Below are 21,229 nucleotides of genomic sequence, written 5' to 3'. Positions count from 1 at the left end.
ACTTGGTTGGAGTTTTTTCTTTCAGCCTTACTCCCATTCGGTTTCAGCATCAAAAAAAAGACAAGCCTTCACCCACTCTTCCGGTTCTATCCCACTATTCCCGTTCAGGTCGGGACTTAAATCCTATGCCCATGACTATAGCATCTGAATGCTATCATGATTCAAAATGATGTGCTCGACGTAGCTGAACTGGAAGGGCGATGGAAGGATGGGCAGAAAGAAAAGCGGAAGGCGAAAAGAACAGTCAAATCGAGATAGCTTGTAAAATGAAAGAAATGAGACTTACTACCGAAATGATTATGCAAGGCACCGGATTATCGGCAGAAGAGATCAACGCCTTATAATATATCCATAAAATAAATCCCTACGAAGAATCGGTACCGGATGATTACAACAAAACTACCGTTTCTTACTCAAGAAACGTTTAGCCAAATATTTACGGACCGGTTCATCATACAGTTTCAGACACAGATAAGCAAGCACGATACTTAAGACAAAGACGCACACGGCTACATGCCAAGTCTCTCCCAACGTATAGAGCTTATTCTCAATCAGCCATGCATAAAACAGGTACATCAACGGATAATGGATCACATAAACCGGATAGGATATATCCCCCAGAAATTTGCATATCTTTGTCGATTGCACGTCCGTAGTAGTGCCCGACGCTCCTATCCACAGAATGATAGGGAAAGCCACAATCACACAAAACGCTTCATAAACACCATTCATGCAAAGCGGCTCCATTCCTTCGAGATAAGGAACAGAGAACAGGGAAATTAATGTAATGGTACATATCCAAAATGCACCTTTCACCTTCATAGGCTTGAAGTTACGCGACATCAGCATACCCAACGAGAAAGGGAAAAGCATACGTAGGGAGCCGCCCAGGAAGTTAACCCCGTCCAGCGTCCAGCCCACTCCTATATTTCCATAAGTGGAGACATTGAAGACAGCGAACGACGCCAACGCTGCGCCCAGCAACACCACAAACACCGTCAGTGCCTTATTGGACAAGCGGCGGATGAACAGCGCATACAGGATATTACCGATATACTCGAAAAACAACGACCAGCAAGGACCGTTCAACGGAAACATCTCACCGTTACCACGAACCTCGTATCCTACACCCGGCATGGCAGGAATGAAGAATATCGTGCAAAGAAGAGACAGCATTATCATGGAGATGGCTACGTGTGTTCCGTCCCATTGTACACTGCCCTGAAGGCAAAACGCAACGACACCCAACACGGCACCCATAACGACCATCGGATGAAGACGAATCAAACGGCGTTTAAAGAAATCTTTCATGGTGAGACTCTTGCCCCAACGGTCATCATAAGCATAACCGATTACAAAACCCGAAAGGATAAAGAAGAAATCCACGGCAAGATAACCGTGATTGAGAGTCTCAATATTGCCACCACTGGCAAAAGCGTAGCCCTCGAATACATGATACCATATCACCATAAGAGCCGCTACACCGCGAAGTCCGTCAAGAAGATCATAATGTGCTTTGGTGTCTGCAAAGGCTGAAGAAGAAATATTCGACATCTGTTTTTCTATTAGTTATTATTTTCAGATGGCAAAGATACAGTTTGCAAAACGAAGTTCTTTTGCTTAAAAGCAAAAAAGCCCCGCCAAAAACTATTTTTTAGCACGTACCCGGCTAAGCGTGTAGATAGAAATACCCAAAAAGGCAGCCACATACTTCAGCTTCACCCGGTTTATCAGTCCGGGATAACGACGGTTGAACTGCTCGTACCGTTCTTTGGGCGAAAGCTGGAGCCGTTCCACAAACATGTGGCTAAGCTCTTTATTGACATTCTGGTGTAAGATGCGCCCCCAGTTGGCTATGTCGATATAGGTTTCGTAGAGCATATTCAGCTTGTCGATATGGATGACGTAGATTTTGCAATCAGAAAGCGTTTCAATGCTCTCCACCGACGGTTGCTGATAGTAGAGCGAATCCATGCCGAACGTAACGTCGCCTTCTAGCGTGAACCACGTAGTAGTATCCTGCCCATTGTGGTGGAATACGGAACGGGCAATGCCCTCTTCAATGAAATAGACCAAGCGGTCTGTCACCCCCGACTGGACGATATAGGTATCTTTAGGATAATATCGCAGTTCCATATTTGCTTGAAGCGCCTGAAGCGCTTCATCGGATACCGGATAGATTTCTCTGATTTTATGAATGATGTTTTCCATTTTGAGATTCCTTACTTGATTCGACAGATTACCAAACAGACCTCAATGACGCACTTTAGGATACTTATTATTGAAACGGAACCCTAAGCCGAGCATCAAATAATTAGGTGTCTGAAAGTTTTGGAGATTGTAACCGATGTGAAGGAAAGAGTTGCGCGTCACGTCTATCTTCAACGCAAAGACCTGATACAACCCCCGCAAATCGCCACGTCCCAGCACATTCGTTCCCAAACCGACACCGATGGTGAAAAACGGCATTACGTACTCCGCCCGTCCCGAAAGTCCGAGAGCAAGCTGATGCTGAATGCCCGGCACAAAAAACCTGCGTCTGGAAGTCCCGCTGCCTCCATCGTAATCGTACTCCACAATTCGGTCTTCGGTGTACACATTGGCACTACCGTCATAGACACCGTCCAGCGAGAGGCCGAATCGCAGCTTATAATTGAGGTTGTACATCGGAGCAAAGTTGAATCCCGCCACGGGGTAACTGCCCGGCGAGGCTATCTGCTTCCCGCTTTCTACGTACACGCCTTTCCGTCTCCACGAGCCGAACAACACAAGGTCGTAACTAATATGACGGGGAAAACGGGAAATATACGGCTTGACCAAAGACTTGGTCAGGTCGGATTCTTCACGGTTGAAGTTGTACACCAGACCGATTTTCGCTCCGGTAGTGTTCACTCCTGCGTTGGGGAATTTGGTGTTACCGTTGGAGAAGTGCGTAAAATCTCCGCCGATGATAAAATCGAAATAACGGGAAAGCGACCAATTGAGGTAGATACCTGCATTGAGAAATGCGTTCACCCGTGAACCTACCGCTCCATTGTAGGAGTTGTAATCGTTATCGTATGGTTTCCATCCGGCGGAAAGGCCGAAATTCCACTCGTAATTGAGCGAAAGACGGGGATTGAAACGGGCTATGCGTGCACCTTGAAAGACGTAGAACGTCACCGGATCACCGAGTTGCTTACGGTCGCCAAAGGTGGTGACGGCCAAGCCGAAGCCTTGGTAGGCTCCACCGTAGATACGGTCGGCACAGGTGTTGGGGCGAAACTTAAAGGAATATTTCAGATGAGCGGCAAAGGAACTTTGAATGGGCTTCCACCGTTCGTTCTCTCCTTGCAGGAAAGGATTGGTGGGGAACACGTATTGCGGCCGGGCTTCTATCCCCAACCGATGAATGAACCGATGGGGAACATAGGGAACTACCGTGTCCATGCCACATTGCGGGAAACTGTTGCGCCGGAATCCATGAAGTTCTTCCTGCAATCTACGCACTTCTTCACGAAGTTCGCGGACGTCTTGCCGGAGCTGCTCCACGTCTTGCCTGACCTCTTTCATCTCCTGCCCCACTTCTTGCGCGCACAACGAAGCAGCAGGGAAAAGCAAGGCGGAACAGAATAGGACGATTTCCCGTCTGGGTATCTTTACTCTCATATAATAGCTTGGTTAGTCTTTTTTCAGAACGAAGTTTACAAATGGAGCTTCTCAATAAACTGCGCTACATGATAGCCATCCATCAATCCATGATGGCAAGTGACGGAAACGGGCATCATCAGCCTTTCTCCTTCGCGGAAGTATTTACCGGTGGAGATTTTGGGAACGCTGTCGCCCGAACGCATATTGGTGGGATGCTTCATATCGGTGAAAGAGAGCCACGGCACAGCCGAATAATGAATGGCATTGGGATGAAACGTACCTCCTTTGTTGAGTCCCGTAGTGGCTTGCAGACGTTCCATCTCGGCTTTTGCCTGACGAATAAAGACGAGTTCGTCCGGATCGTATTCAAAGGCGGCAAAAGAAAAGGTGTGGTCGGCACGGCCCACAGTGGCTTCGGGCAGAAGACTATCATAGCACACCACTCGATCGCCTTCGATACGGTAGCGGAACTCTTCCACGGCAGCTGCGGCAGTCACAATGCGGTGAAGGACGAGCAGGGAAAAGGAAACACCTTTGTCTTTGGCTTCCTGATACGCGCACGTACAATCTACATTGACCGTCACTCCAAAAAACGGATCGTCAAAAGCACTGAAATGTTCGTAATGTTCTCTTCTGTTCCAAGTAGCAATATCAATGATCTTCTCTATCTGATTCATTCTAAACACTCTTTTTTAAGTTTCACCACAGAGGGCACAGGGGACACAGAGATTTTATAGAGTTTTTATAGAACTTTTTCACCGGATTAATGCTATTGATTCCATTGCTTCCGGTCTTACCTTACCGAAAAAACTCTGTGTCCTTTGTGTCCTCTGTGGTGAATAAATTACTGATGTTGCTCACGCAACAAGTCATTCACTGTCTTCACCGGGTTAAAGGTAGAAAGAGGAACTTCTACAAAGACGGTATTCCAGTCGCTCATCGCACCATTCCACAAGCCGGGAAGTTCGAGGGCTTTCAGGTCTTTACCGTTCTTCGATTTGTAGGAGATGAAGCCGGTGGCTTTATCTACATATTTCACCAGATCGAATTTATGTCCTTTATAATCACGCACAGCGCATACAAGATCTACCGGATTGAAGTGCGTACCCTTCTCGAACATTTCTTTCTTCTCCGGATCGTCCATGTCGATCTGCGAGCTTTCGAGAATTTGCAGGGAGATGGTTCCGTCGCTGTTGTAGGCAAGGAACGGACCACCGCCGGGTTCGCCTACGTTCTTCACCATTCCGCAGACACGCATCGGACGGTTGAACTTGTTTTTGAGGTAGATGGCCAGTACGGAGTCTTCGAGGTCTTTTGTTTCCGGGTTCTTGCAGAAGAGTTTCTTTTGCAGGAATTGAAGCATTTCCATCATCTGGTCGTGCGTATACTTACCGCTGTCGAGCAGCGTGAGGTATTCGAATACTTGTTTTTGCAGGGTCACGAGCACTCCGGCAATCAGTTTCTTATATGTAACGGTGTCGGCTTTCAAACGGTCGGGCACTACGTTGTCGATGTTCTTGATGAAGATGATGTCTGCGTCCAAGTCGTTCAGGTTCTCAATCAGCGCGCCATGACCACCGGGACGGAACAGCAGTTTGCCGTTGTCGCGGAACGGTTGGTTGTCCATATCGGCAGCAATGGTGTCGGTACTTGGCTTCTGCTCGGAGAAGGTGATGTAATAGTCTACGCCGTAACGTTTGGCGAAGTCATCCACTTTTTCCGTCACGAGCTTCTTGAAAAGTTCGCGGTGTTCGGTAGACACGGTGAAGTGCACGTTCACTTTGCCGCTCTTGCCGGCTGCATACAGAGCGCCTTCGGCAAGATGTTCCTCCATCGGAGTGCGGGAGCCTTCGGGATATTTATGGAATTTGAGCAGACCTTTCGGCAGTGCGCCATAGTTCAGTCCGGCAGTCTCCAGCAGGGCGGACACCACTGCTTTATAGTTGCCTTCTTCCATCAGTCCGGGAATGTCTTTTCCGGAGATACGCTGGCAGGCCACATTCAGGTCGTCATAGAAAGCAAAATTCTTGATTCCGTCAAAGAAGGCCTGCTCGAACTTGGTAGTCGGCTGGTCATAATCGGCGGACAGAAACTCGAATAGGTTCTTAAACATACGACTTGCAGCACCGGAGGCAGGCACAAACTTCACAACAGTCTTATCTGTGTTTGTATATGCGTCCCAGGCGGCCAGATAAGCCTTCTGTTCTTCTGCGTCGGGAGCTAATATGCCCTTTTCGATGGAAGCTGCCGCATCCAGTTTTAAAAAGGGAAATCCCGTCTGGAAGCATGCTAATTGTTCCGCAATTTGCTCTTCCGTGATGCCTTTCTTGGCAAGCAACTCTTTGTCCTGTGTCGTTATCATAATATCTAATTTTATTAATTGATGCCCAAAAATACAAAATGTTATTTACTTCTTGCCGAATAACCGGAAAAAAAACTACTTTTACATCGAATTAACAAGATTGAATATGGACGACTTTTTTACATTGGAGGAAAAAAAGGAGCTTTTTTCACTCTATCGACATTTATTGCAGTCTGCCGGAGACAGTATTTCCTGGAGAGATTGCCAAAAGTTAAAGAAACATCTTATCAAGGCGGCCCAATGTAACGGTCTGCAACGCAATAACTTCGGGATGAATCCCGTCATCAGAGATTTACAAACAGCAGTGATCGTTGCCGAGGAAATCGGTATGAAAGGTTCATGCCTGATCGGGATCATGTTGCACGAAATCGTGAAAGGTCATGTATTGTCTATCGACGAGGTGAACGCCGAATATGGTGAAGACGTGGCAAGCATCATCAAGGGATTGGTGAAAACGAACGAGCTGTATGCCAAAAGTCCTGCCATCGAGTCGGAGAATTTCCGTAATCTGCTACTGTCGTTCGCGGAGGATATGCGCGTAATCCTGATTATGATTGCCGACCGCGTGAACGTGATGCGCAAGATTAAGGATACGGGCAATGAGGAGGACCGGCTCAAGGTGGCAAACGAAGCGGCGTATCTGTATGCTCCGCTGGCACACAAGCTGGGATTGTATAAGCTGAAATCGGAACTGGAGGATTTGTCTCTCAAATATACGCAGAAAGAGACGTATTATTTCATCAAGGATAAGCTGAACGAAACGAAGGCTTCCCGCGACAAGTATATCGCCGCTTTTATCGAACCGATCCAAAGGAAGGTAGCGGAAGCTGGACTGAAGTTCGACATCAAGGGACGCACGAAGTCAATTCACTCGATATGGAACAAGATTCAAAAGCAAAAGACTCCTTTTGAGGGGATTTATGACTTGTTCGCCATCCGTATCATACTGGATTCGGAACCGGATCCGGCGAAAGAGAAGCAGGAGTGCTGGCAAGTGTATTCGATTGTGACGGATATGTACCAGCCGAACCCGAAGCGTCTGCGCGACTGGCTTTCGATACCGAAAAGTAACGGTTATGAATCGTTGCACATCACCGTGATGGGTCCGGAAGGGAAATGGGTGGAAGTACAGATACGTACCCGACGGATGGACGAGATCGCGGAACGCGGACTGGCTGCGCACTGGAGATATAAAGGTATCAAAGGGGAAACAGGCTTGGACGAATGGCTGACTTCCGTACGGGAGGCATTGGAGAACGCGGAAAACGACTCGATGAAGGTGATGGATCAGTTTAAGATGGATCTCTACGAGGATGAAGTGTTTGTCTTTACGCCCAAGGGGGATTTGTTCAAGTTGGCCAAAGGAGCTACGGTGCTCGATTTTGCTTTCCATATACATAGTAAGTTGGGATGCAAGTGTATCGGCGCGAAAGTGAACGGTAAGAACGTGCAGTTGAAGCAGAAGTTGAACAGCGGCGACCAGGTGGAAATCATGACTTCAAACACCCAGACTCCGAAACAGGACTGGCTGAGCATCGTGACGACTTCCAAAGCGCGCACCAAGATACGGCAAGCGCTCAAAGAGATGGTGGCACGCCAGCATGCGTTCGCCAAGGAGACGCTGGAACGGAAATTCAAGAACCGCAAACTGGAGTATGATGAAGCGACCATGATGCGCCTCATCAAGCGTTTGGGATTCAAGAACGTGACAGAGTTTTATCAACGGATTGCTGATGGCGGACTGGATGTGAACGAGATTCTGGATAAATATATCGAACAGCAGAAACGGGATAATGATACGCATGATGAAATTGTTTATCGCAGTGCCGAAGGGTATAATTTGCAGACCGCACAGGAGGAAACGACGGCTAAAGAGGATGTACTGGTGATTGACCAGAATCTGAAAGGACTGGAGTTTAAACTGGCTAAATGTTGTAACCCCATTTATGGCGATGATGTGTTCGGGTTCGTAACGGTGAGCGGTGGAATCAAGATACACCGGTCGGATTGTCCGAACGCGAATCAGATGCGCGAACGTTTCGGCTACCGGATTGTGAAGGCCCGTTGGGCGGGCAAGTCGGAAGGTACGCAATATCCAATCACGCTGCGCGTTGTAGGACATGATGATATTGGTATTGTGACAAATATTACTTCTATTATTTCGAAAGAGAATGGTATCACACTGCGTTCCATCGGCATTGATTCGCACGATGGTTTGTTCTCGGGTACACTGACGGTAATGGTGGGTGATACAGGGCGTTTGGAAGCTCTTATCAAGAAGTTACGGACAGTGAAGGGAGTCAAACAGGTGAGCAGGAATTAATAAGAGTTACGGCAAACACGCAAAAACAGTGAACGGTGAACATTTGCAGCAAGATGCGCAATTTGTTCACCGTTCGTCGTTTTATGGTTTGCAGAAGGTGATCTGCTATTTGTCTCTCTTCTTTCTGATAGGGTATTTATCCTGTATCTCCGTTGATGATTATCTTACTTTCTTCTTTTTATAATAAGGATAAGTGGCCAATACAAAGAACAACAAAGCGATGGAAGCTACCATCTGTCCAATATGGAGCATCTTGTCTGTATCCAATTCTAAGTAGCACGCAGTAGCAATACCCAGGGAGATGCCGACTTCGCTTGCCAGCAAATGGGTAGTGTTGGCTGTCCCGCGTTGGCAATGATGGGATAGTTTCACGAACATCACCAGAAATTCCGGCATGGTTAAACCTAAACCCAATCCCAAGAGTACGGAAGAGATGCCTATCGAAAGGTCGGTATTCAATAAGGACATGGCTACCATTTCCACCCCGATTCCTATAATGACCAGGCGCAGCGTTTTCTCTTTGAAGAAAAACAGGCGCGCGAAAAACAGGGAGACAATGTATCCGAGGGTTGTGCCTACAAAGAACGGTACGGGGATTCCCATGTTTCCGAGTACGAAATCGTTTAGAAAAGGGTGTACCAATGGAATCAGTAAGCCCGGAACGAATGTTATCAGAATCAGGTTGATGGCGGGAACCCATCCACGAAGCAGCAAGAAGCGGTCGAAGGAATAGAGTTTAGTGACAATCGGCGCACGGAAAGGTACATATACCCCTGATAATACGAGGATTCCCACAAGTCCGGTTATGACAGATACGGTAAGCAGGTTTTGGAATGTGTAGCTTTGGTAGAGCCATACTCCGAGGATGACACCCAAGAGCATTCCCAGGCGTGCCGTCCACGAGAAGCTGACATTTCCCGCGCTCCGCAATGTGGAGTTGGTGATGTCGATAGCCAAGGTGATACCGGCAGTAGTGCCTATGCCAAAGGCTAGTCCTTGCACGGTGCTCAACAAGATTAGTTCTGTGAGGTTCGTCACAAAGGCGTATCCAATCGTCGCCAGTACCATCAAGGCAGCGGCAAACATACATACGTATTTACGTTTGTAGGCATCTACCAGGTAGGCATGGAAAGGACCGATGAGGAACATCCCCAAGGTGAAAAAAAGAAAGATTGCTCCTGTCTGTGCGACCGGCACTCCGAGACGGTCGGCCATCTCTACGGAAAGCACCGGAAATAACACATACAAGGATATAAACAACAGCAAATTAGCTACACATATCCGCATAAAATGAACTGTCCACAATTTAACTGCCATATACTATCTTAATATTGTTCCTTCTCGTTGGGGAAGTAGCAATTCTTCACATCGGAAACGTAACGGCTGATGGCGTCGGTCATCACCGTGTACAAATCAGCATAACGACGCAAAAAACGCGGACGGAATCCGTTGTTCATGCCAAGCATATCCTGAATAACCAATACCTGACCGTCTACATGGCCACCGGCACCGATTCCGATGATAGGAATAGTAAGCTCGGAAGCTACACGCTCTGCAAGGGTAGCAGGGATTTTTTCGAGTACAATGGCAAAACAGCCTGCTTCTTCCAATAAATGAGCGTCGCGAATCAGTTTGTCGGCTTCGGCTTCATCTTTGGCGCGTACGGTATAGGTTCCGTATTTGTTAATGGATTGAGGCATGAGTCCCAAATGTCCCATCACAGGAATACCAGCGCATACGATACGTTTCACCGTGTCGATGATTTCTTCACCGCCTTCGAGCTTCAATGCGTCAGCGTGGCTTTCTTTCATGATGCGGATAGCGGAAGCAAGCCCCTCCATCTCATTGCCCTGGTAAGATCCGAAAGGCATATCAACTACCACCATCGCACGCTTTACACCACGTACTACGGATTTGGCATGATAAATCATTTGGTCGAGTGTGATAGGTAATGTAGTCACGTTACCTGCCATTACGTTAGAAGCGGAGTCGCCTACGAGGATTACGTCCATTCCCGCACCGTCTACAATCTGTGCCATTGTGTAATCATACGCAGTCAGCATAGATATTTTTTCGCCTCTCTGTTTCATTTCGACCAAGCGATGAGTAGTCACCTTTCTTGTGTCATCTGATATATAACCAGCCATGTCTTTTTTAATTAAAAATTAATGATTAAAAATTAATATGGCGCTGAACGCCTTTCAAAAATCGCGGCAAAGTTATAACATTTAATTCATAACAGAGAAGGAAAAGCAAAAAATCCTTTCAAACGCCTCGCTTAGATAGCTGGGAGGCTATCTAAAAATAAAATCGTTATTTATGAAGAGAAATCATTTTTTCGTAAGTCATGCCGGTAAAGTCATCTATAATAGAATGGGCTTTTCCGGTGATAGCTTCGCGTGAGTTGGTGGTGGCAAGTCCGATCACGGTTGCCCCGGAAGTCATGCCGGCTTGCAGGCCGTGGAAAGAATCTTCAAAGACGTAGGAGTTTTCGGGAGTGGCTTCAAAGATTTCCATTCCCAGCAGGAAGCAGTCGGGAGCGGGCTTTGAACGGGCAAACATTTCTCCTGTCAGAATACGGTCTACCATTCCTTTAAATTCGGGATGAGCATTGTAGACGTTTGCCATCTTCTCTTCGTTGGAGCTGGTGACTACGGCAATCTTTGCACCGTTCCGGCGAAGATCAGCTATGAAGGCTTCTACTCCGGGGATGTATTCGTAAGACATCTTTTTCTCGTAAATATTGAGTTCAGCGGTTATTTCGAGCTGCGCTTCGGGTTTGTCCGCGAAATGCTTTTCATAGATTTGCGATAGTGTCTGTCCCTTGATACAGCGTCCGAAATCTTCTTCATTCAGATATTTCCGTCCTTGCTCGTCCCAAAAAACAGTGTACTGCGTTTCTGTATCCATGATAACACCGTCAAAGTCGAAGAGTGCTGCAATTGTTTTCGTTGTATTCATATTAAACTGTCTTTTTACCTAAAACGTTAAACCTTGTGTATCTATCACCGCAAAGTTCCGAATAATCATCGAATCAGGCAAATAATTCGTACCTTTGCAAAACTAAAAAAAACGTAACATACGTTTTTATCCAACAAAATCGACTGGCGCATGAGCAAGAACGACCCACATATTTTAGGCAAAGAACGTATTGGCAAGTTGCTGTTACAATATTCCATTCCTGCGATTATAGGAATGACGATTACTTCTATCTACAACATCATTGATAGTATCTTTATCGGACATGGCGTAGGACCGATGGCCATTGCCGGACTGGCTATCAGCTTCCCACTGATGAATCTTGTTGTCGCTTTCTGTACATTGGTTTCGGCAGGAGGTTCCACCCTCGCTTCTATTCGACTGGGACAGAAGGACATGAAAGGGGCTACGGAAATTTTGTCACATACGTTGATGCTTTGTATCACAAATTCTCTTTTCTTCGGTATTCTGTCTTTTATCTTCCTAGATGATATACTGACTTTCTTCGGAGCCAGCCAGGAAACGCTTCCGTATGCACGTAGCTTTATGCAGGTGATTTTACTGGGAACTCCCATCACTTACACTATGATCGGGCTGAACAACGTGATGCGCGCTACCGGATATCCGAAAAAGGCTATGCTTACTTCGATGGTGACAGTGGTGGCTAACATCATCCTCGCTCCTATTTTTATCTTCCACTTCGAATGGGGAATGAGGGGGGCGGCTACGGCGACAGTCATCTCGCAGTTGATCGGTATGGTGTGGGTGGTGAGCCACTTCACCAAGAAAGACAGTACGGTGCATTTTGAGGGGAATATCTGGAAGATGAAACGAAGAATTATAAAAAGTATCTTCGCCATCGGTATGTCTCCATTCCTGATGAATGTGTGTGCGTGTGCCATCGTTATTATCATCAATAACAGTCTGCAAAACTACGGGGGCGATATGGCTATCGGCGCGTATGGTATCATCAATCGGTTGCTGACACTTTATGTAATGATTGTGTTGGGGCTGACTATGGGTATGCAACCAATCGTGGGCTACAACTTCGGAGCACAAAAAATAGACCGGGTGAAACAAACATTGCGACTGGGAATTATCTCCGGAGTAGTGATTACGAGCAGCGGGTTCGTGATTTGTGAGTTCTTCCCTCATGCAGTATCGGCACTCTTCACCGATAGCGATGAATTGATTGATTTGGCGGTAGGCGGTATCCGGCTGACTGTGTTGATGTTCCCGTTTGTAGGGGCACAGATTGTAATCGGTAACTTCTTCCAGAGTATCGGCAAAGCTAAAATCAGTATTTTCCTTTCGCTGACGCGTCAGCTGCTTTATCTTTTGCCTTGCTTATTACTTTTCCCTAACTGGTGGGGATTGAAAGGTATCTGGATCAGTATGCCGGTATCGGATGCGCTGGCATTTATTACGGCTGTTGTCAGCCTGATGATTTACATCAAGAAGGTTTCCAAACAGCATCCGGCAATAGCAGAATAAGGCGACGTCTGCCCTATTCTGCCATTTAGTTTATTCTGCCTTAATGCTATTGACCGGATTCTCGTTCGCGATGTGCCATGCTTTCAGAACGACACAGATAACAACCAGTAATTGGACGAACAAGGCAGCAGCTGCAAAAAGCAATGGATTCAAATCAATCTGCTCGGCAAACTGGTCGAGCCATGCCTGCCCTGCAAAATAAGAAACAGTAGTGCCTGCCAGGATAGAAATCACTGAAACATATAAAATATCACGTGTCAGTAATCCGAGGATATGAGATGCTTCGGCTCCATTCACTTTCCGGATAGCTATCTCTTTGCTCCGGCGTTGGGTTTCATCGTTCACATAGCCAATCAATCCCATGATGACAATCAGCAGAATAAAGGCGGAAGTAATCCAGACGGAATTGCGGAAGCGATATACGCCTTTATAGATGTCCTTCACCATATAATCCACCAGGATAAAACGCAAGGATATATTCGGATAGGTATTTTCTACAAACTCGTTCAGACGTTTCAGATTCTCGTTATATGGTTCTTTCAAGCGGACATCAAATGCGTGGTTCGCATTTTCATCTCCGATCAGGACAATAGGAGATTGCGACCCATAAAAGCTATTATTGCGAATGTCACGGAATACACCTACAATCGTTCCCTGAATATCATTCAAGTTTTTCCCCACCGCTCCGTCGGTCCATTTCATCAGACGCACCAGCTCTTCGTTTACCAGCAAGTCGTTCTGCTTTTTCAACGTAGTGCCTTCTATAATCTTGATGCCCATTACTTCAGGATAGTTGTAATGGCAGGAGTTGAAATTAAGGGTGGCAATCCGCTTACCGTCATTTCCCATCAATCCGCGTGTCCAGTACTCGCCCAACACTCCATTTACGGCAACGGTCACTCCTTCTACCATCGGTTGGCGGCTCAAATCGTCTTTGATATGCTCCACCGATTCTTTAGGAAGCCATGTCTGCGCTTGAGCTAACCCGGGTACGACGATACCCATATCACGGCTCATCAGATGACTATACTGCAACAGAGTGACCAGCAACAATCCCAAGACGAAAGAAACTCCCGTAAACTGCACAAACAACAACGAACGTTTCCATCCTTTCTTCCCATCTGTATACCGGCGGAATACTTGCGTGACAGGGATACGGGAGAATAATCGTCCCGGTATGCCACCTGCCAGTATGAAGAGAACAAGGATAGTGAGCAATGGTACCCACAACGTTTCCCAAGTGAAAAGTGAGGAAAGACGGACGGAAAGTAAATCTTCAATCAGACCACGCGCATTGATTATCAGCAAGAAACTTAGCAATACGGAAAGGATGACAAGGATTCCTGTCTCTGCCATAAACATTCTGAAAATATGGGTGGAACTGGCTCCATTGCACTTATGCACTCCCACTCCTTTCGCACGACGGCTCAAAGTGGCAATGGATATCAGCATATAGTTCATGATAGCCACAAAAAAGATAGCAAAGCCCAAAAATCCGTAAATGACCAAACGTTTTTGTACATCGGAAGAAGCCAGATGACGCTTCACCAATGGAATGGTGCTAAATTCAATTTTCCAGCCATCAAACTCTAATGCGGTATATTTCCCGATCACCCGCTGAATGTCAGCATTCACTTTGTCGATGTCCGAAGCATGGCGCAAACGAAGGAAAGCATAAAAGACATCATTTCCTCCCCAACCGGCTCCTGCATGATACCCTCCATTTTGATGAACAGATATCACGAAATCATGAGTGAGCATCGTATTTTCCGGTACATCTTTGTAGATTCCACGTATGGTCAGTGTGTTTTGTTTTTCAACAGAAAGCACTTTCCCGACAGGATTTTCATCCCCGAACGTCTCACGGGCAAAATGCTCCGAAACAAAAACGCTTCCGGGCATAATCATATCTTTGGGATTACCTTGCAACACCGGTATGCCGAAGGTTTGAAAAAAACAAGTATCTGCAAAGATGTAATCTGCATCGGGCAACAGTTTATCTTCATAATAGATATTAGCGCCACCCATCGAAAGGACACAACTGGCTACTTCTATTTCCTTCGGCATCTCTTCTGCCAAAGTAGGTGCCACCACATCGAAAACAGTATAGTCATAACCGATCTCTCCATCATCACCTGCGGTTTTGCCTGTGCTAAGATTAGTCATCTGACAACGTACGAGTGCCAGGCGTTCCGCCTCCGGATAGCATTGCTCATAGTTTAGTTCAAAGGCTATCTGCGAGAAAAGCAGAATACCGATAGTAAGCCCTAAGGAAAGGGAAATGATTCGTATGATATTCGATCCGCGTTCACGCAATAAGGTACGTATGGTATAATAGATTTGTCTCATGGTTGGTTCTCTGTTTATGCCTTTACACTTGCTACAATACTTCCATCGAATAAATGTACGGTACGATGTGCGAAACTGGCATCGTGCTGTGAGTGGGTTACCATGATAATGGTTGTCCCCTCTCTATTCAGTTCCGTCAACAGGTTCATCACTTCCGCTCCGTTCTTTGAGTCAAGGTTACCCGTAGGCTCATCGGCAAGGATTAGCTGAGGATTGGTAACAACCGCGCGGGCTATCGCCACCCGTTGTTGCTGTCCGCCGGAAAGCTGTTGAGGAAAATGTTTTGCACGGTGGTTGATATTCATTCTTTTTAGAATGTCTTCTACCATTCGACGGCGTTCGGAAGATTTAAGGCCTAAGTAAGTGAGCGGAAGTTCCACGTTCTCATAAACGTTCAATTCATCTATCAGATTAAAACTCTGGAATACAAAGCCCAGTTTACCTTTACGGACACGGGTACGTTCCTTTTCTTTCAGGCCGGCTACTTCTTCCCCCATCAGCTGGTAAGAGCCTTCAGTGGGGTTATCTAACAGGCCGAGGATGTTTAATAAGGTGGATTTTCCACAGCCAGACGGTCCCATGATAGCAACAAATTCTCCTTCTTTTACTTCAAGGTTCACATGATTTAACGCAACCGTCTCCACTTCGGTAGTACGGAATACTTTACTAATATTTTCAATCTGTATCATCTTCTTTATTTATGATGTTGTTCTACATAGATTTATTTCCGGTTTTACTATTGACGTTTTTAGTCATGCAGAAAGTATGCCAAACAAGAATAGCTATTCATTTTCAACCATTTACCTTTTCTTAGCTTCCCAAACATCGTCTAATAATTAGACAGGACCGTCTAATTATTAGACAAATCGGATACTGTTCCATATCTCCCATTTATTGTTCAAAGAGTCCTATTTGCCTGTTAGGCGATTGTTCATCCAAATAGAAAACTTTATCTTTGCATTTAGTTTTCTAGACTATAAACAAAATAATTATGATAAGAAAGAATGTATATGTATTCATGTCGTGCTTTTTACTTTCCGGATGCGGCATGATAGATTACCACCCATACGATGTCCGTATCAGCGGCGAAACAGAGGTCAATGCACATAATATCGAAAGAATAGAGGCAAACTGCCAAGGCAAAACCACCATACGCTTTGTGACTATGGGCGACTCGCAACGATGGTATGACGAAACGGAAGATTTCGTGAAAGAAATTAATAAACGGAATGATATCGACTTCGTTATTCACGGAGGGGATATGAGCGACTTCGGACTAACCAAAGAGTTTCTCTGGCAAAGGGATATCATGAACGGACTTAACGTGCCTTATGTAGCCCTTATCGGCAACCATGATTGTTTGGGAACGGGAGAAGAAACATACAAGGCAGTATTCGGGCCCACTAACTTCTCTTTCATCGCAGGCAACGTGAAATTTGTCTGCCTGAACACCAATGCGCTGGAGTATGACTACTCTGAGCCTGTGCCGAACTTCACCTTTATGGAACAAGAGATAACGAGCAGGCCGGACGAGTTTGAAAAAACTGTCATTTGTATGCACGCACGCCCTTACACGGATGTATTCAACGATAATGTAGCTAAATTATTTCAACATTATATCAAACAATACCCGGGAATACAAGTTTGCACAGCTGCCCACACCCACCATTATCAGGACGATGTGATCTTTGATGATGGAATACATTATGTTACCAGTGATTGTATGGATTACCGTACTTATCTGGTTTTTACAATAACCCCGGAAAAATATGAATATGAACTGGTTAAATACTAACAATATCTTGCGAGCAGGAGCATTATCCGTACTTCTGTTACTTCCCGGTCTGACTTCAGCTACTTGCAAAACAGATACAATCATAAACTCATACAAGGCTGATTCACTCCGTTTCATTATCAAAGATGATTCAATTATCACTTTTCGCACAGGAGATTCCATATTTACGATTATTAAAGCGGACTCTGTATTACCGGTTGCACCGAAACAGGTGAAACGCAGTCGCTACGATAACCGGATTCACCGTTTCCGCAGCCACTGGGAACGGATTATCCCGACGCACTCCAAAATACAGTATGCCGGAAACATGGGATTGATTTCTTTTGGTACGGGATGGGATTACGGGAAACATAATCAGTGGGAAACGGATATATTGCTCGGATTTATCCCGAAATATTCGTCAAAGAAGGCTAAAGTAACCATGACGCTCAAGCAGAACTATATGCCCTGGAGTATCAACATCGGAAAGGGTTTCTCTACGGAACCTCTTACCTGCGGGCTTTATATGAACACTGTGTTTGGCAACCAGTTTTGGGTGAATGAACCGGAACGTTATCCGAAAGGTTACTATGGTTTCTCCAGCAAAGTACGTTTTCATGTTTTCATGGGACAACGGTTGACATACGATATTGATCCGCAACGTAGATTTTTGGCCAAGTCGGTGACTTTTTTCTATGAAATAAGTACGTGCGACCTGTATGTCATCAGTGCGGTAAACAATAGCTATCTCCGTCCCCGTGATTACCTTAGTTTATCATTCGGATTGAAGTTCCAGTGGTTATAGATTGAGAAACCAATGGTCATAAAATCAATTTTGAATTTTGAATTACGAATCTTGAATTATAACATCCTTTTTTCGTAAGTTTGCGCTTTACAAACTTGAACGAAAATGAGTAAATCAGGAACAATCATCATTGTAGACGATAATAAAGGAGTGCTGACCGCCATACAACTCCTTTTGAAAAATTATTTTTCCAAGGTCGTCACACTCTCCTCTCCTGTCACCCTGTCCAGTGTCATAAGGGAGGAAACACCGGAAGTAATTCTCCTGGATATGAATTTCACATCAGGCATCAACACCGGTAATGAGGGTTTATTCTGGTTGCATGAAATAAAAAAAGTACGTCCGGAACTTCCGGTCGTACTTTTTACGGCTTATGCCGACATCGAACTGGCTATCCGGGGGATTAAAGAAGGAGCAACCGACTTTATTGTCAAGCCTTGGGATAACCAAAAACTGGTGGAAACCCTGCAAGCCGCAGCAGCTTCTACGCACAACGACAAGAAAACGGACAGCAAGGAAGAAACGACTCACTCACCTATGTATTGGGGAAAAAGCAAAGTGATGCAGCAACTCCGCGCACTGATTGAAAAGGTAGCCATCACCGATGCCAATATCCTGATAACAGGCGAAAACGGAACAGGGAAAGAAATGCTGGCACGAGAGATTCATGTCCTGTCCAACCGCAAATACAAAGAAATGATTGCAGTGGATATGGGGACTATCACAGAGTCTTTATTTGAAAGTGAGCTTTTCGGACACGTAAAGGGTTCTTTCACCGACGCACACACCGACCGAACCGGCAAATTTGAAGCTGCCGATAACAGTACGCTGTTTCTTGATGAAATAGGCAACCTGCCTTATCACCTGCAAGCAAAGCTACTGACTGCCATCCAACGGCGAAGCATTGTGAAAGTGGGAAGCAACACTCCGATTCCCATTCATATCCGACTGATATGCGCAACCAACCGGAATCTGCAAGAGATGGTAGTGAAAGGTGAATTCCGGGAAGATTTGCTCTATCGTATCAATACCATTCATGTAGAAATCCCTCCTTTGCGGGAGCGGAAAGAAGATATTATTCCACTTGCCGAAAGGTTCATGGTACGCTTTTGCAAGCAATATGACAAGGTATTGATGAAGTTCACTCCCGACGCTAAAGATAAATTGAAAGCACACCTTTGGTATGGTAATATCCGTGAATTGGAACACGTGATTGAAAAAACTGTTATCATCAATGATAGTCCGCTCGTTCCCGCCGAATTGTTCCAATTATCAATTCCACGGACGGAGAGTCAGGAGAAAAGCATTTCTACACTCGAAGAAATGGAAATGCAGATGATACGGAAAGCACTCGACGCTTGCGCAGGAAACTTATCCGCAGTAGCCGTCCAACTGGGAATAACCAGGCAAACTCTTTATAACAAGATGAAAAAATTCGGATTATGACAGTGCAGCTTCAACAAGCAGGCGTTCAGTATTGGTTCAGAGTCTTGCTGACTGTACTCTTCTGTGCGTCGTCTGTGTGGTTCGGTATACATCAATCATACGGTTGGTTAGGAGTCAGTCTTTGTTTATTGGTTCTTAGCGTACTTTGGCAAATCCGCCTTTATCGCCTCCACACCAAACAAGTGCTCTTTATGATTGATGCGCTTGAGAATAATGATAATACGTTTCATTTTACCGAAGAAAACGGTACTCCCGAAAGCAAAGAAATAAACCGGGCGCTCAACCGCGTGGGACATATCTTACATAGCGTGAAAGCAGAAACAGCCCAGCAAGAGAAATACTACGAACTGATTCTCGACTTTCTCAGTACAGGATTAGTAGTGCTCAATGATAATGGAGCCGTCTATCAAAAGAACAAAGAAGCACTCCGTCTTCTGGGACTGAATGTGTTTACACATATCCACCAGTTGAGTCAGGTGGATGCGCAGCTTATGGAGAAAATAGAAAACTGTCGTCCGGGAGACAAACTACAAGTCATATTTCACAATGAACGGGGAACGATTAACTTATCCATCCGTGTGTCGGAAATCAATGTACGTAATGAGCACCTGCGCATCCTTGCTTTGAATGATATCAATACGGAACTGGATGAAAAGGAAATAGATTCATGGATTCGGCTGACACGGGTGCTGACACACGAGATTATGAACTCTGTGACTCCCATCACTTCCCTCTGCGATACGCTTCTTTCGATATCAGCGAATAAAGACGAAGAGGTAAATCACGGATTGCAGACAATCAGTACGACAGGAAAAGGGCTGCTTGCCTTTGTAGAATCGTACCGGCAATTCACACGTATACCGACACCGGAGCCCTCCTTGTTCTATGTGAAAGCATTCATAGAAAGAATGGTTGAGCTTGCCTGTCATCAGCATCCATGCGAGCATATCCGATTCCACACAGAGATTACCCCTGCAGACTTAATCGTATATGCGGACGAGAATCTTATTTCACAAGTAGTTATCAATCTTTTGAAAAACGCAATTCAGGCAATCGGCAATCAGCCGGATGGGAGAATTGAGCTGAAGGCGTCCTGCAATGACATGGAAGAAATATGGATTGAGATAAAAAATAATGGTCCCGAAATCCCGTCGGAAATAGCAGAACATATCTTCATTCCTTTCTTTACTACCAAAGAAGGCGGTAGCGGGATCGGACTTAGCATCTCCCGCCAAATCATGCGCCTCTCGGGAGGAAGCCTTACATTACTACGGGAGAAAGAGACAACGTTTATTTTAAAATTCAAATAACTATTGATATATGATACCTACACTAGTCAACAATCCGCTATTCCGGGGAATCACTCCGGAAAGACTTCTTGCCGATCTGGAAGAGATCAGTTTTCATACACGTTCTTATAAGAAAGGAGAAATCCTGGCGCAACAGGGAGATGTGTGCAACCGTCTTGTCATCCTGACCAAAGGGAGTGTGCGTGGGGAAATGATTGACTATTCGGGACGTCTTATCAAGGTGGAGGATATAACTGCTCCCAGAGCGATTGCCCCTCTGTTCCTGTTTGGTGAACAGAACCGCTATCCGGTGGAGGTAACTGCCAATGAACCGACAGAAGTTATTGAGCTTCCTAAATCAAGTGTTTTGAGTTTGTTCCGCAAGAATGAGCAGTTCTTGGAAAACTATATGAACCTCTCCGCCAATTATGCACGGACTTTATCGGATAAACTTTTCTTCATGTCATTCAAGACCATTCGTCAGAAACTTGCCTCCTACCTGCTCCGCCTATACAAACAGCAGCAACAGGCACATATCACCCTCGACCGTTCGCAACAGGAGTTGAGTGATTACTTCGGAGTGTCCCGCCCCTCCCTCGCCCGCGAACTGGCACACATGCAAGAAGACGGACTATTGATAGCGGACCGTAAACATATCACTATTTTACAGAAAGAAAAACTGGTCCGACTCATCCAATAATACCCCGGTTTAAGAATCATTTATCAGATTGTGAGTATTTGAGATAAAAATATTCATTGTTGTAACATTGGTTACAGA

The 21,229-nt window shown here is 45.6% G+C and carries 18 protein-coding genes and 1 pseudogene; 8 read left to right on the top strand and 11 right to left on the bottom strand.

The window, feature by feature from the left end; translation table 11 throughout:
• Positions 1 to 27: 27 nt before the first annotated feature.
• Positions 28 to 123: pseudogene (locus tag I2I04_RS23295) on the bottom strand (N-acetylmuramoyl-L-alanine amidase); the annotation flags it as partial.
• 77 nt (positions 124 to 200) lie between these two features.
• Between I2I04_RS23295 and I2I04_RS15925 the strand changes: the two are divergent.
• The gene (locus I2I04_RS15925) at positions 201 to 344 is read left to right on the top strand and encodes a hypothetical protein (protein ID WP_153260290.1); all 144 of its coding nucleotides are present in this window, start codon (positions 201 to 203) and stop codon (positions 342 to 344) included.
• A gap of 55 nt (positions 345 to 399) precedes the next feature.
• Here the strand turns inward: I2I04_RS15925 and I2I04_RS15920 are convergent, their stop codons facing one another.
• From I2I04_RS15920 to I2I04_RS15900, 5 genes are all read right to left on the bottom strand, one after another.
• Positions 400 to 1,554 (bottom strand): acyltransferase family protein, encoded by a 1,155-nt coding sequence (locus I2I04_RS15920; RefSeq protein ID WP_143258658.1) that lies wholly within the window; start codon positions 1,552 to 1,554, stop codon positions 400 to 402.
• A gap of 93 nt (positions 1,555 to 1,647) precedes the next feature.
• A complete protein-coding gene (locus tag I2I04_RS15915; RefSeq protein ID WP_143258659.1) occupies positions 1,648 to 2,211 on the bottom strand; it encodes a Crp/Fnr family transcriptional regulator in 564 nt (187 codons plus the stop codon).
• Between the two features lie 42 nt (positions 2,212 to 2,253).
• Positions 2,254 to 3,648 (bottom strand): acyloxyacyl hydrolase, encoded by a 1,395-nt coding sequence (locus I2I04_RS15910; RefSeq protein WP_143258660.1) that lies wholly within the window; start codon positions 3,646 to 3,648, stop codon positions 2,254 to 2,256.
• A gap of 35 nt (positions 3,649 to 3,683) precedes the next feature.
• A complete protein-coding gene (locus I2I04_RS15905; protein WP_195655426.1) occupies positions 3,684 to 4,307 on the bottom strand; it encodes a chloramphenicol acetyltransferase in 624 nt (207 codons plus the stop codon).
• A gap of 167 nt (positions 4,308 to 4,474) precedes the next feature.
• Positions 4,475 to 5,992: a DUF4301 family protein gene (locus I2I04_RS15900; protein ID WP_015531024.1), complete on the bottom strand. Its 1,518-nt coding sequence runs from the start codon at positions 5,990 to 5,992 to the stop codon at positions 4,475 to 4,477.
• Between the two features lie 106 nt (positions 5,993 to 6,098).
• On the opposite strand from I2I04_RS15900, the gene I2I04_RS15895 reads away from it, so the two are divergent.
• Positions 6,099 to 8,315 carry a RelA/SpoT family protein gene (locus I2I04_RS15895; protein WP_143258662.1) on the top strand — a complete coding sequence of 739 codons (2,217 nt, stop codon included), beginning with the start codon at positions 6,099 to 6,101 and terminating at the stop codon, positions 8,313 to 8,315.
• Positions 8,316 to 8,474: 159 nt separating this feature from the next.
• On the opposite strand, the gene I2I04_RS15890 is transcribed toward I2I04_RS15895, so the two are convergent.
• The 3 genes from I2I04_RS15890 to I2I04_RS15880 form a co-directional block, all read right to left on the bottom strand.
• The gene (locus I2I04_RS15890; RefSeq protein WP_195471982.1) at positions 8,475 to 9,632 is read right to left on the bottom strand and encodes an MFS transporter; all 1,158 of its coding nucleotides are present in this window, start codon (positions 9,630 to 9,632) and stop codon (positions 8,475 to 8,477) included.
• 8 nt (positions 9,633 to 9,640) lie between these two features.
• Positions 9,641 to 10,462: a 3-methyl-2-oxobutanoate hydroxymethyltransferase gene (gene panB, locus I2I04_RS15885; protein ID WP_004316964.1), complete on the bottom strand. Its 822-nt coding sequence runs from the start codon at positions 10,460 to 10,462 to the stop codon at positions 9,641 to 9,643.
• Between the two features lie 166 nt (positions 10,463 to 10,628).
• Positions 10,629 to 11,276 carry an HAD family hydrolase gene (locus I2I04_RS15880; protein WP_195655425.1) on the bottom strand — a complete coding sequence of 216 codons (648 nt, stop codon included), beginning with the start codon at positions 11,274 to 11,276 and terminating at the stop codon, positions 10,629 to 10,631.
• 150 nt (positions 11,277 to 11,426) lie between these two features.
• On the opposite strand from I2I04_RS15880, the gene I2I04_RS15875 reads away from it, so the two are divergent.
• Positions 11,427 to 12,788 (top strand): MATE family efflux transporter, encoded by a 1,362-nt coding sequence (locus I2I04_RS15875; RefSeq protein WP_143258665.1) that lies wholly within the window; start codon positions 11,427 to 11,429, stop codon positions 12,786 to 12,788.
• Between the two features lie 30 nt (positions 12,789 to 12,818).
• Here I2I04_RS15875 and I2I04_RS15870 read toward each other — a convergent pair whose 3' ends face one another.
• Entirely contained in the window at positions 12,819 to 15,137 is a 2,319-nt protein-coding gene (locus I2I04_RS15870) for an ABC transporter permease (RefSeq protein WP_195655424.1), read from the bottom strand.
• Between the two features lie 14 nt (positions 15,138 to 15,151).
• Positions 15,152 to 15,826: an ABC transporter ATP-binding protein gene (locus tag I2I04_RS15865; protein ID WP_195655423.1), complete on the bottom strand. Its 675-nt coding sequence runs from the start codon at positions 15,824 to 15,826 to the stop codon at positions 15,152 to 15,154.
• A gap of 302 nt (positions 15,827 to 16,128) precedes the next feature.
• Here I2I04_RS15865 and I2I04_RS15860 point away from each other — a divergent pair, with 302 nt between their 5' ends.
• The 5 genes from I2I04_RS15860 to I2I04_RS15840 all read left to right on the top strand — a co-directional run bounded on the left by I2I04_RS15860 (position 16,129) and on the right by I2I04_RS15840 (position 21,151).
• Positions 16,129 to 16,932, top strand: a complete 804-nt coding sequence (locus tag I2I04_RS15860; RefSeq protein ID WP_143258667.1) for a metallophosphoesterase — start codon at positions 16,129 to 16,131, stop codon at positions 16,930 to 16,932.
• Positions 16,913 to 17,716: a hypothetical protein gene (locus tag I2I04_RS15855; RefSeq protein ID WP_195655422.1), complete on the top strand. Its 804-nt coding sequence runs from the start codon at positions 16,913 to 16,915 to the stop codon at positions 17,714 to 17,716. The genes I2I04_RS15860 and I2I04_RS15855 overlap by 20 nt, the downstream gene beginning before the upstream one ends.
• Before the next feature lie 105 nt (positions 17,717 to 17,821).
• On the top strand, positions 17,822 to 19,162 hold the full coding sequence (locus I2I04_RS15850) for a sigma-54-dependent transcriptional regulator (RefSeq protein ID WP_195655421.1): 1,341 nt from the start codon (positions 17,822 to 17,824) through the stop codon (positions 19,160 to 19,162).
• Positions 19,159 to 20,472, top strand: coding sequence for a sensor histidine kinase (locus I2I04_RS15845; RefSeq protein WP_195655420.1), 1,314 nt, complete (start codon positions 19,159 to 19,161; stop codon positions 20,470 to 20,472). The genes I2I04_RS15850 and I2I04_RS15845 overlap by 4 nt, the downstream gene beginning before the upstream one ends.
• 10 nt (positions 20,473 to 20,482) lie before the next feature.
• Positions 20,483 to 21,151 (top strand): Crp/Fnr family transcriptional regulator, encoded by a 669-nt coding sequence (locus I2I04_RS15840; protein ID WP_195471995.1) that lies wholly within the window; start codon positions 20,483 to 20,485, stop codon positions 21,149 to 21,151.
• Positions 21,152 to 21,229: the final 78 nt, after the last annotated feature.

Source organism: Bacteroides sp. 1001136B_160425_E2 (assembly GCF_015559655.1).
Lineage (GTDB): Bacteria > Bacteroidota > Bacteroidia > Bacteroidales > Bacteroidaceae > Bacteroides > Bacteroides luhongzhouii.
Note: the sequence above shows the minus strand (reverse complement) of the source record. Positions and strands in the feature narration are given on the sequence as shown.

Excerpts from the sequence above, each read along its gene's own strand:
- I2I04_RS15840 (WP_195471995.1), top strand. The coding sequence starts at position 20,483 with ATGATACCTACACTAGTCAACAATCCGCTATTCCGGGGAATCACTCCG.
- I2I04_RS15865 (WP_195655423.1), bottom strand. The coding sequence starts at position 15,826 with ATGATACAGATTGAAAATATTAGTAAAGTATTCCGTACTACCGAAGTG.
- I2I04_RS15880 (WP_195655425.1), bottom strand. The coding sequence starts at position 11,276 with ATGAATACAACGAAAACAATTGCAGCACTCTTCGACTTTGACGGTGTT.
- I2I04_RS15855 (WP_195655422.1), top strand. The coding sequence starts at position 16,913 with ATGAACTGGTTAAATACTAACAATATCTTGCGAGCAGGAGCATTATCC.
- I2I04_RS15895 (WP_143258662.1), top strand. The coding sequence starts at position 6,099 with ATGGACGACTTTTTTACATTGGAGGAAAAAAAGGAGCTTTTTTCACTC.
- I2I04_RS15890 (WP_195471982.1), bottom strand. The coding sequence starts at position 9,632 with ATGGCAGTTAAATTGTGGACAGTTCATTTTATGCGGATATGTGTAGCT.
- I2I04_RS15845 (WP_195655420.1), top strand. The coding sequence starts at position 19,159 with ATGACAGTGCAGCTTCAACAAGCAGGCGTTCAGTATTGGTTCAGAGTC.
- I2I04_RS15925 (WP_153260290.1), top strand. The coding sequence starts at position 201 with ATGGAAGGATGGGCAGAAAGAAAAGCGGAAGGCGAAAAGAACAGTCAA.
- I2I04_RS15920 (WP_143258658.1), bottom strand. The coding sequence starts at position 1,554 with ATGTCGAATATTTCTTCTTCAGCCTTTGCAGACACCAAAGCACATTAT.
- I2I04_RS15870 (WP_195655424.1), bottom strand. The coding sequence starts at position 15,137 with ATGAGACAAATCTATTATACCATACGTACCTTATTGCGTGAACGCGGA.
- I2I04_RS15860 (WP_143258667.1), top strand. The coding sequence starts at position 16,129 with ATGATAAGAAAGAATGTATATGTATTCATGTCGTGCTTTTTACTTTCC.
- I2I04_RS15900 (WP_015531024.1), bottom strand. The coding sequence starts at position 5,992 with ATGATAACGACACAGGACAAAGAGTTGCTTGCCAAGAAAGGCATCACG.
- panB (WP_004316964.1), bottom strand. The coding sequence starts at position 10,462 with ATGGCTGGTTATATATCAGATGACACAAGAAAGGTGACTACTCATCGC.
- I2I04_RS15875 (WP_143258665.1), top strand. The coding sequence starts at position 11,427 with ATGAGCAAGAACGACCCACATATTTTAGGCAAAGAACGTATTGGCAAG.
- I2I04_RS15915 (WP_143258659.1), bottom strand. The coding sequence starts at position 2,211 with ATGGAAAACATCATTCATAAAATCAGAGAAATCTATCCGGTATCCGAT.
- I2I04_RS15910 (WP_143258660.1), bottom strand. The coding sequence starts at position 3,648 with ATGAGAGTAAAGATACCCAGACGGGAAATCGTCCTATTCTGTTCCGCC.
- I2I04_RS15850 (WP_195655421.1), top strand. The coding sequence starts at position 17,822 with ATGAGTAAATCAGGAACAATCATCATTGTAGACGATAATAAAGGAGTG.
- I2I04_RS15905 (WP_195655426.1), bottom strand. The coding sequence starts at position 4,307 with ATGAATCAGATAGAGAAGATCATTGATATTGCTACTTGGAACAGAAGA.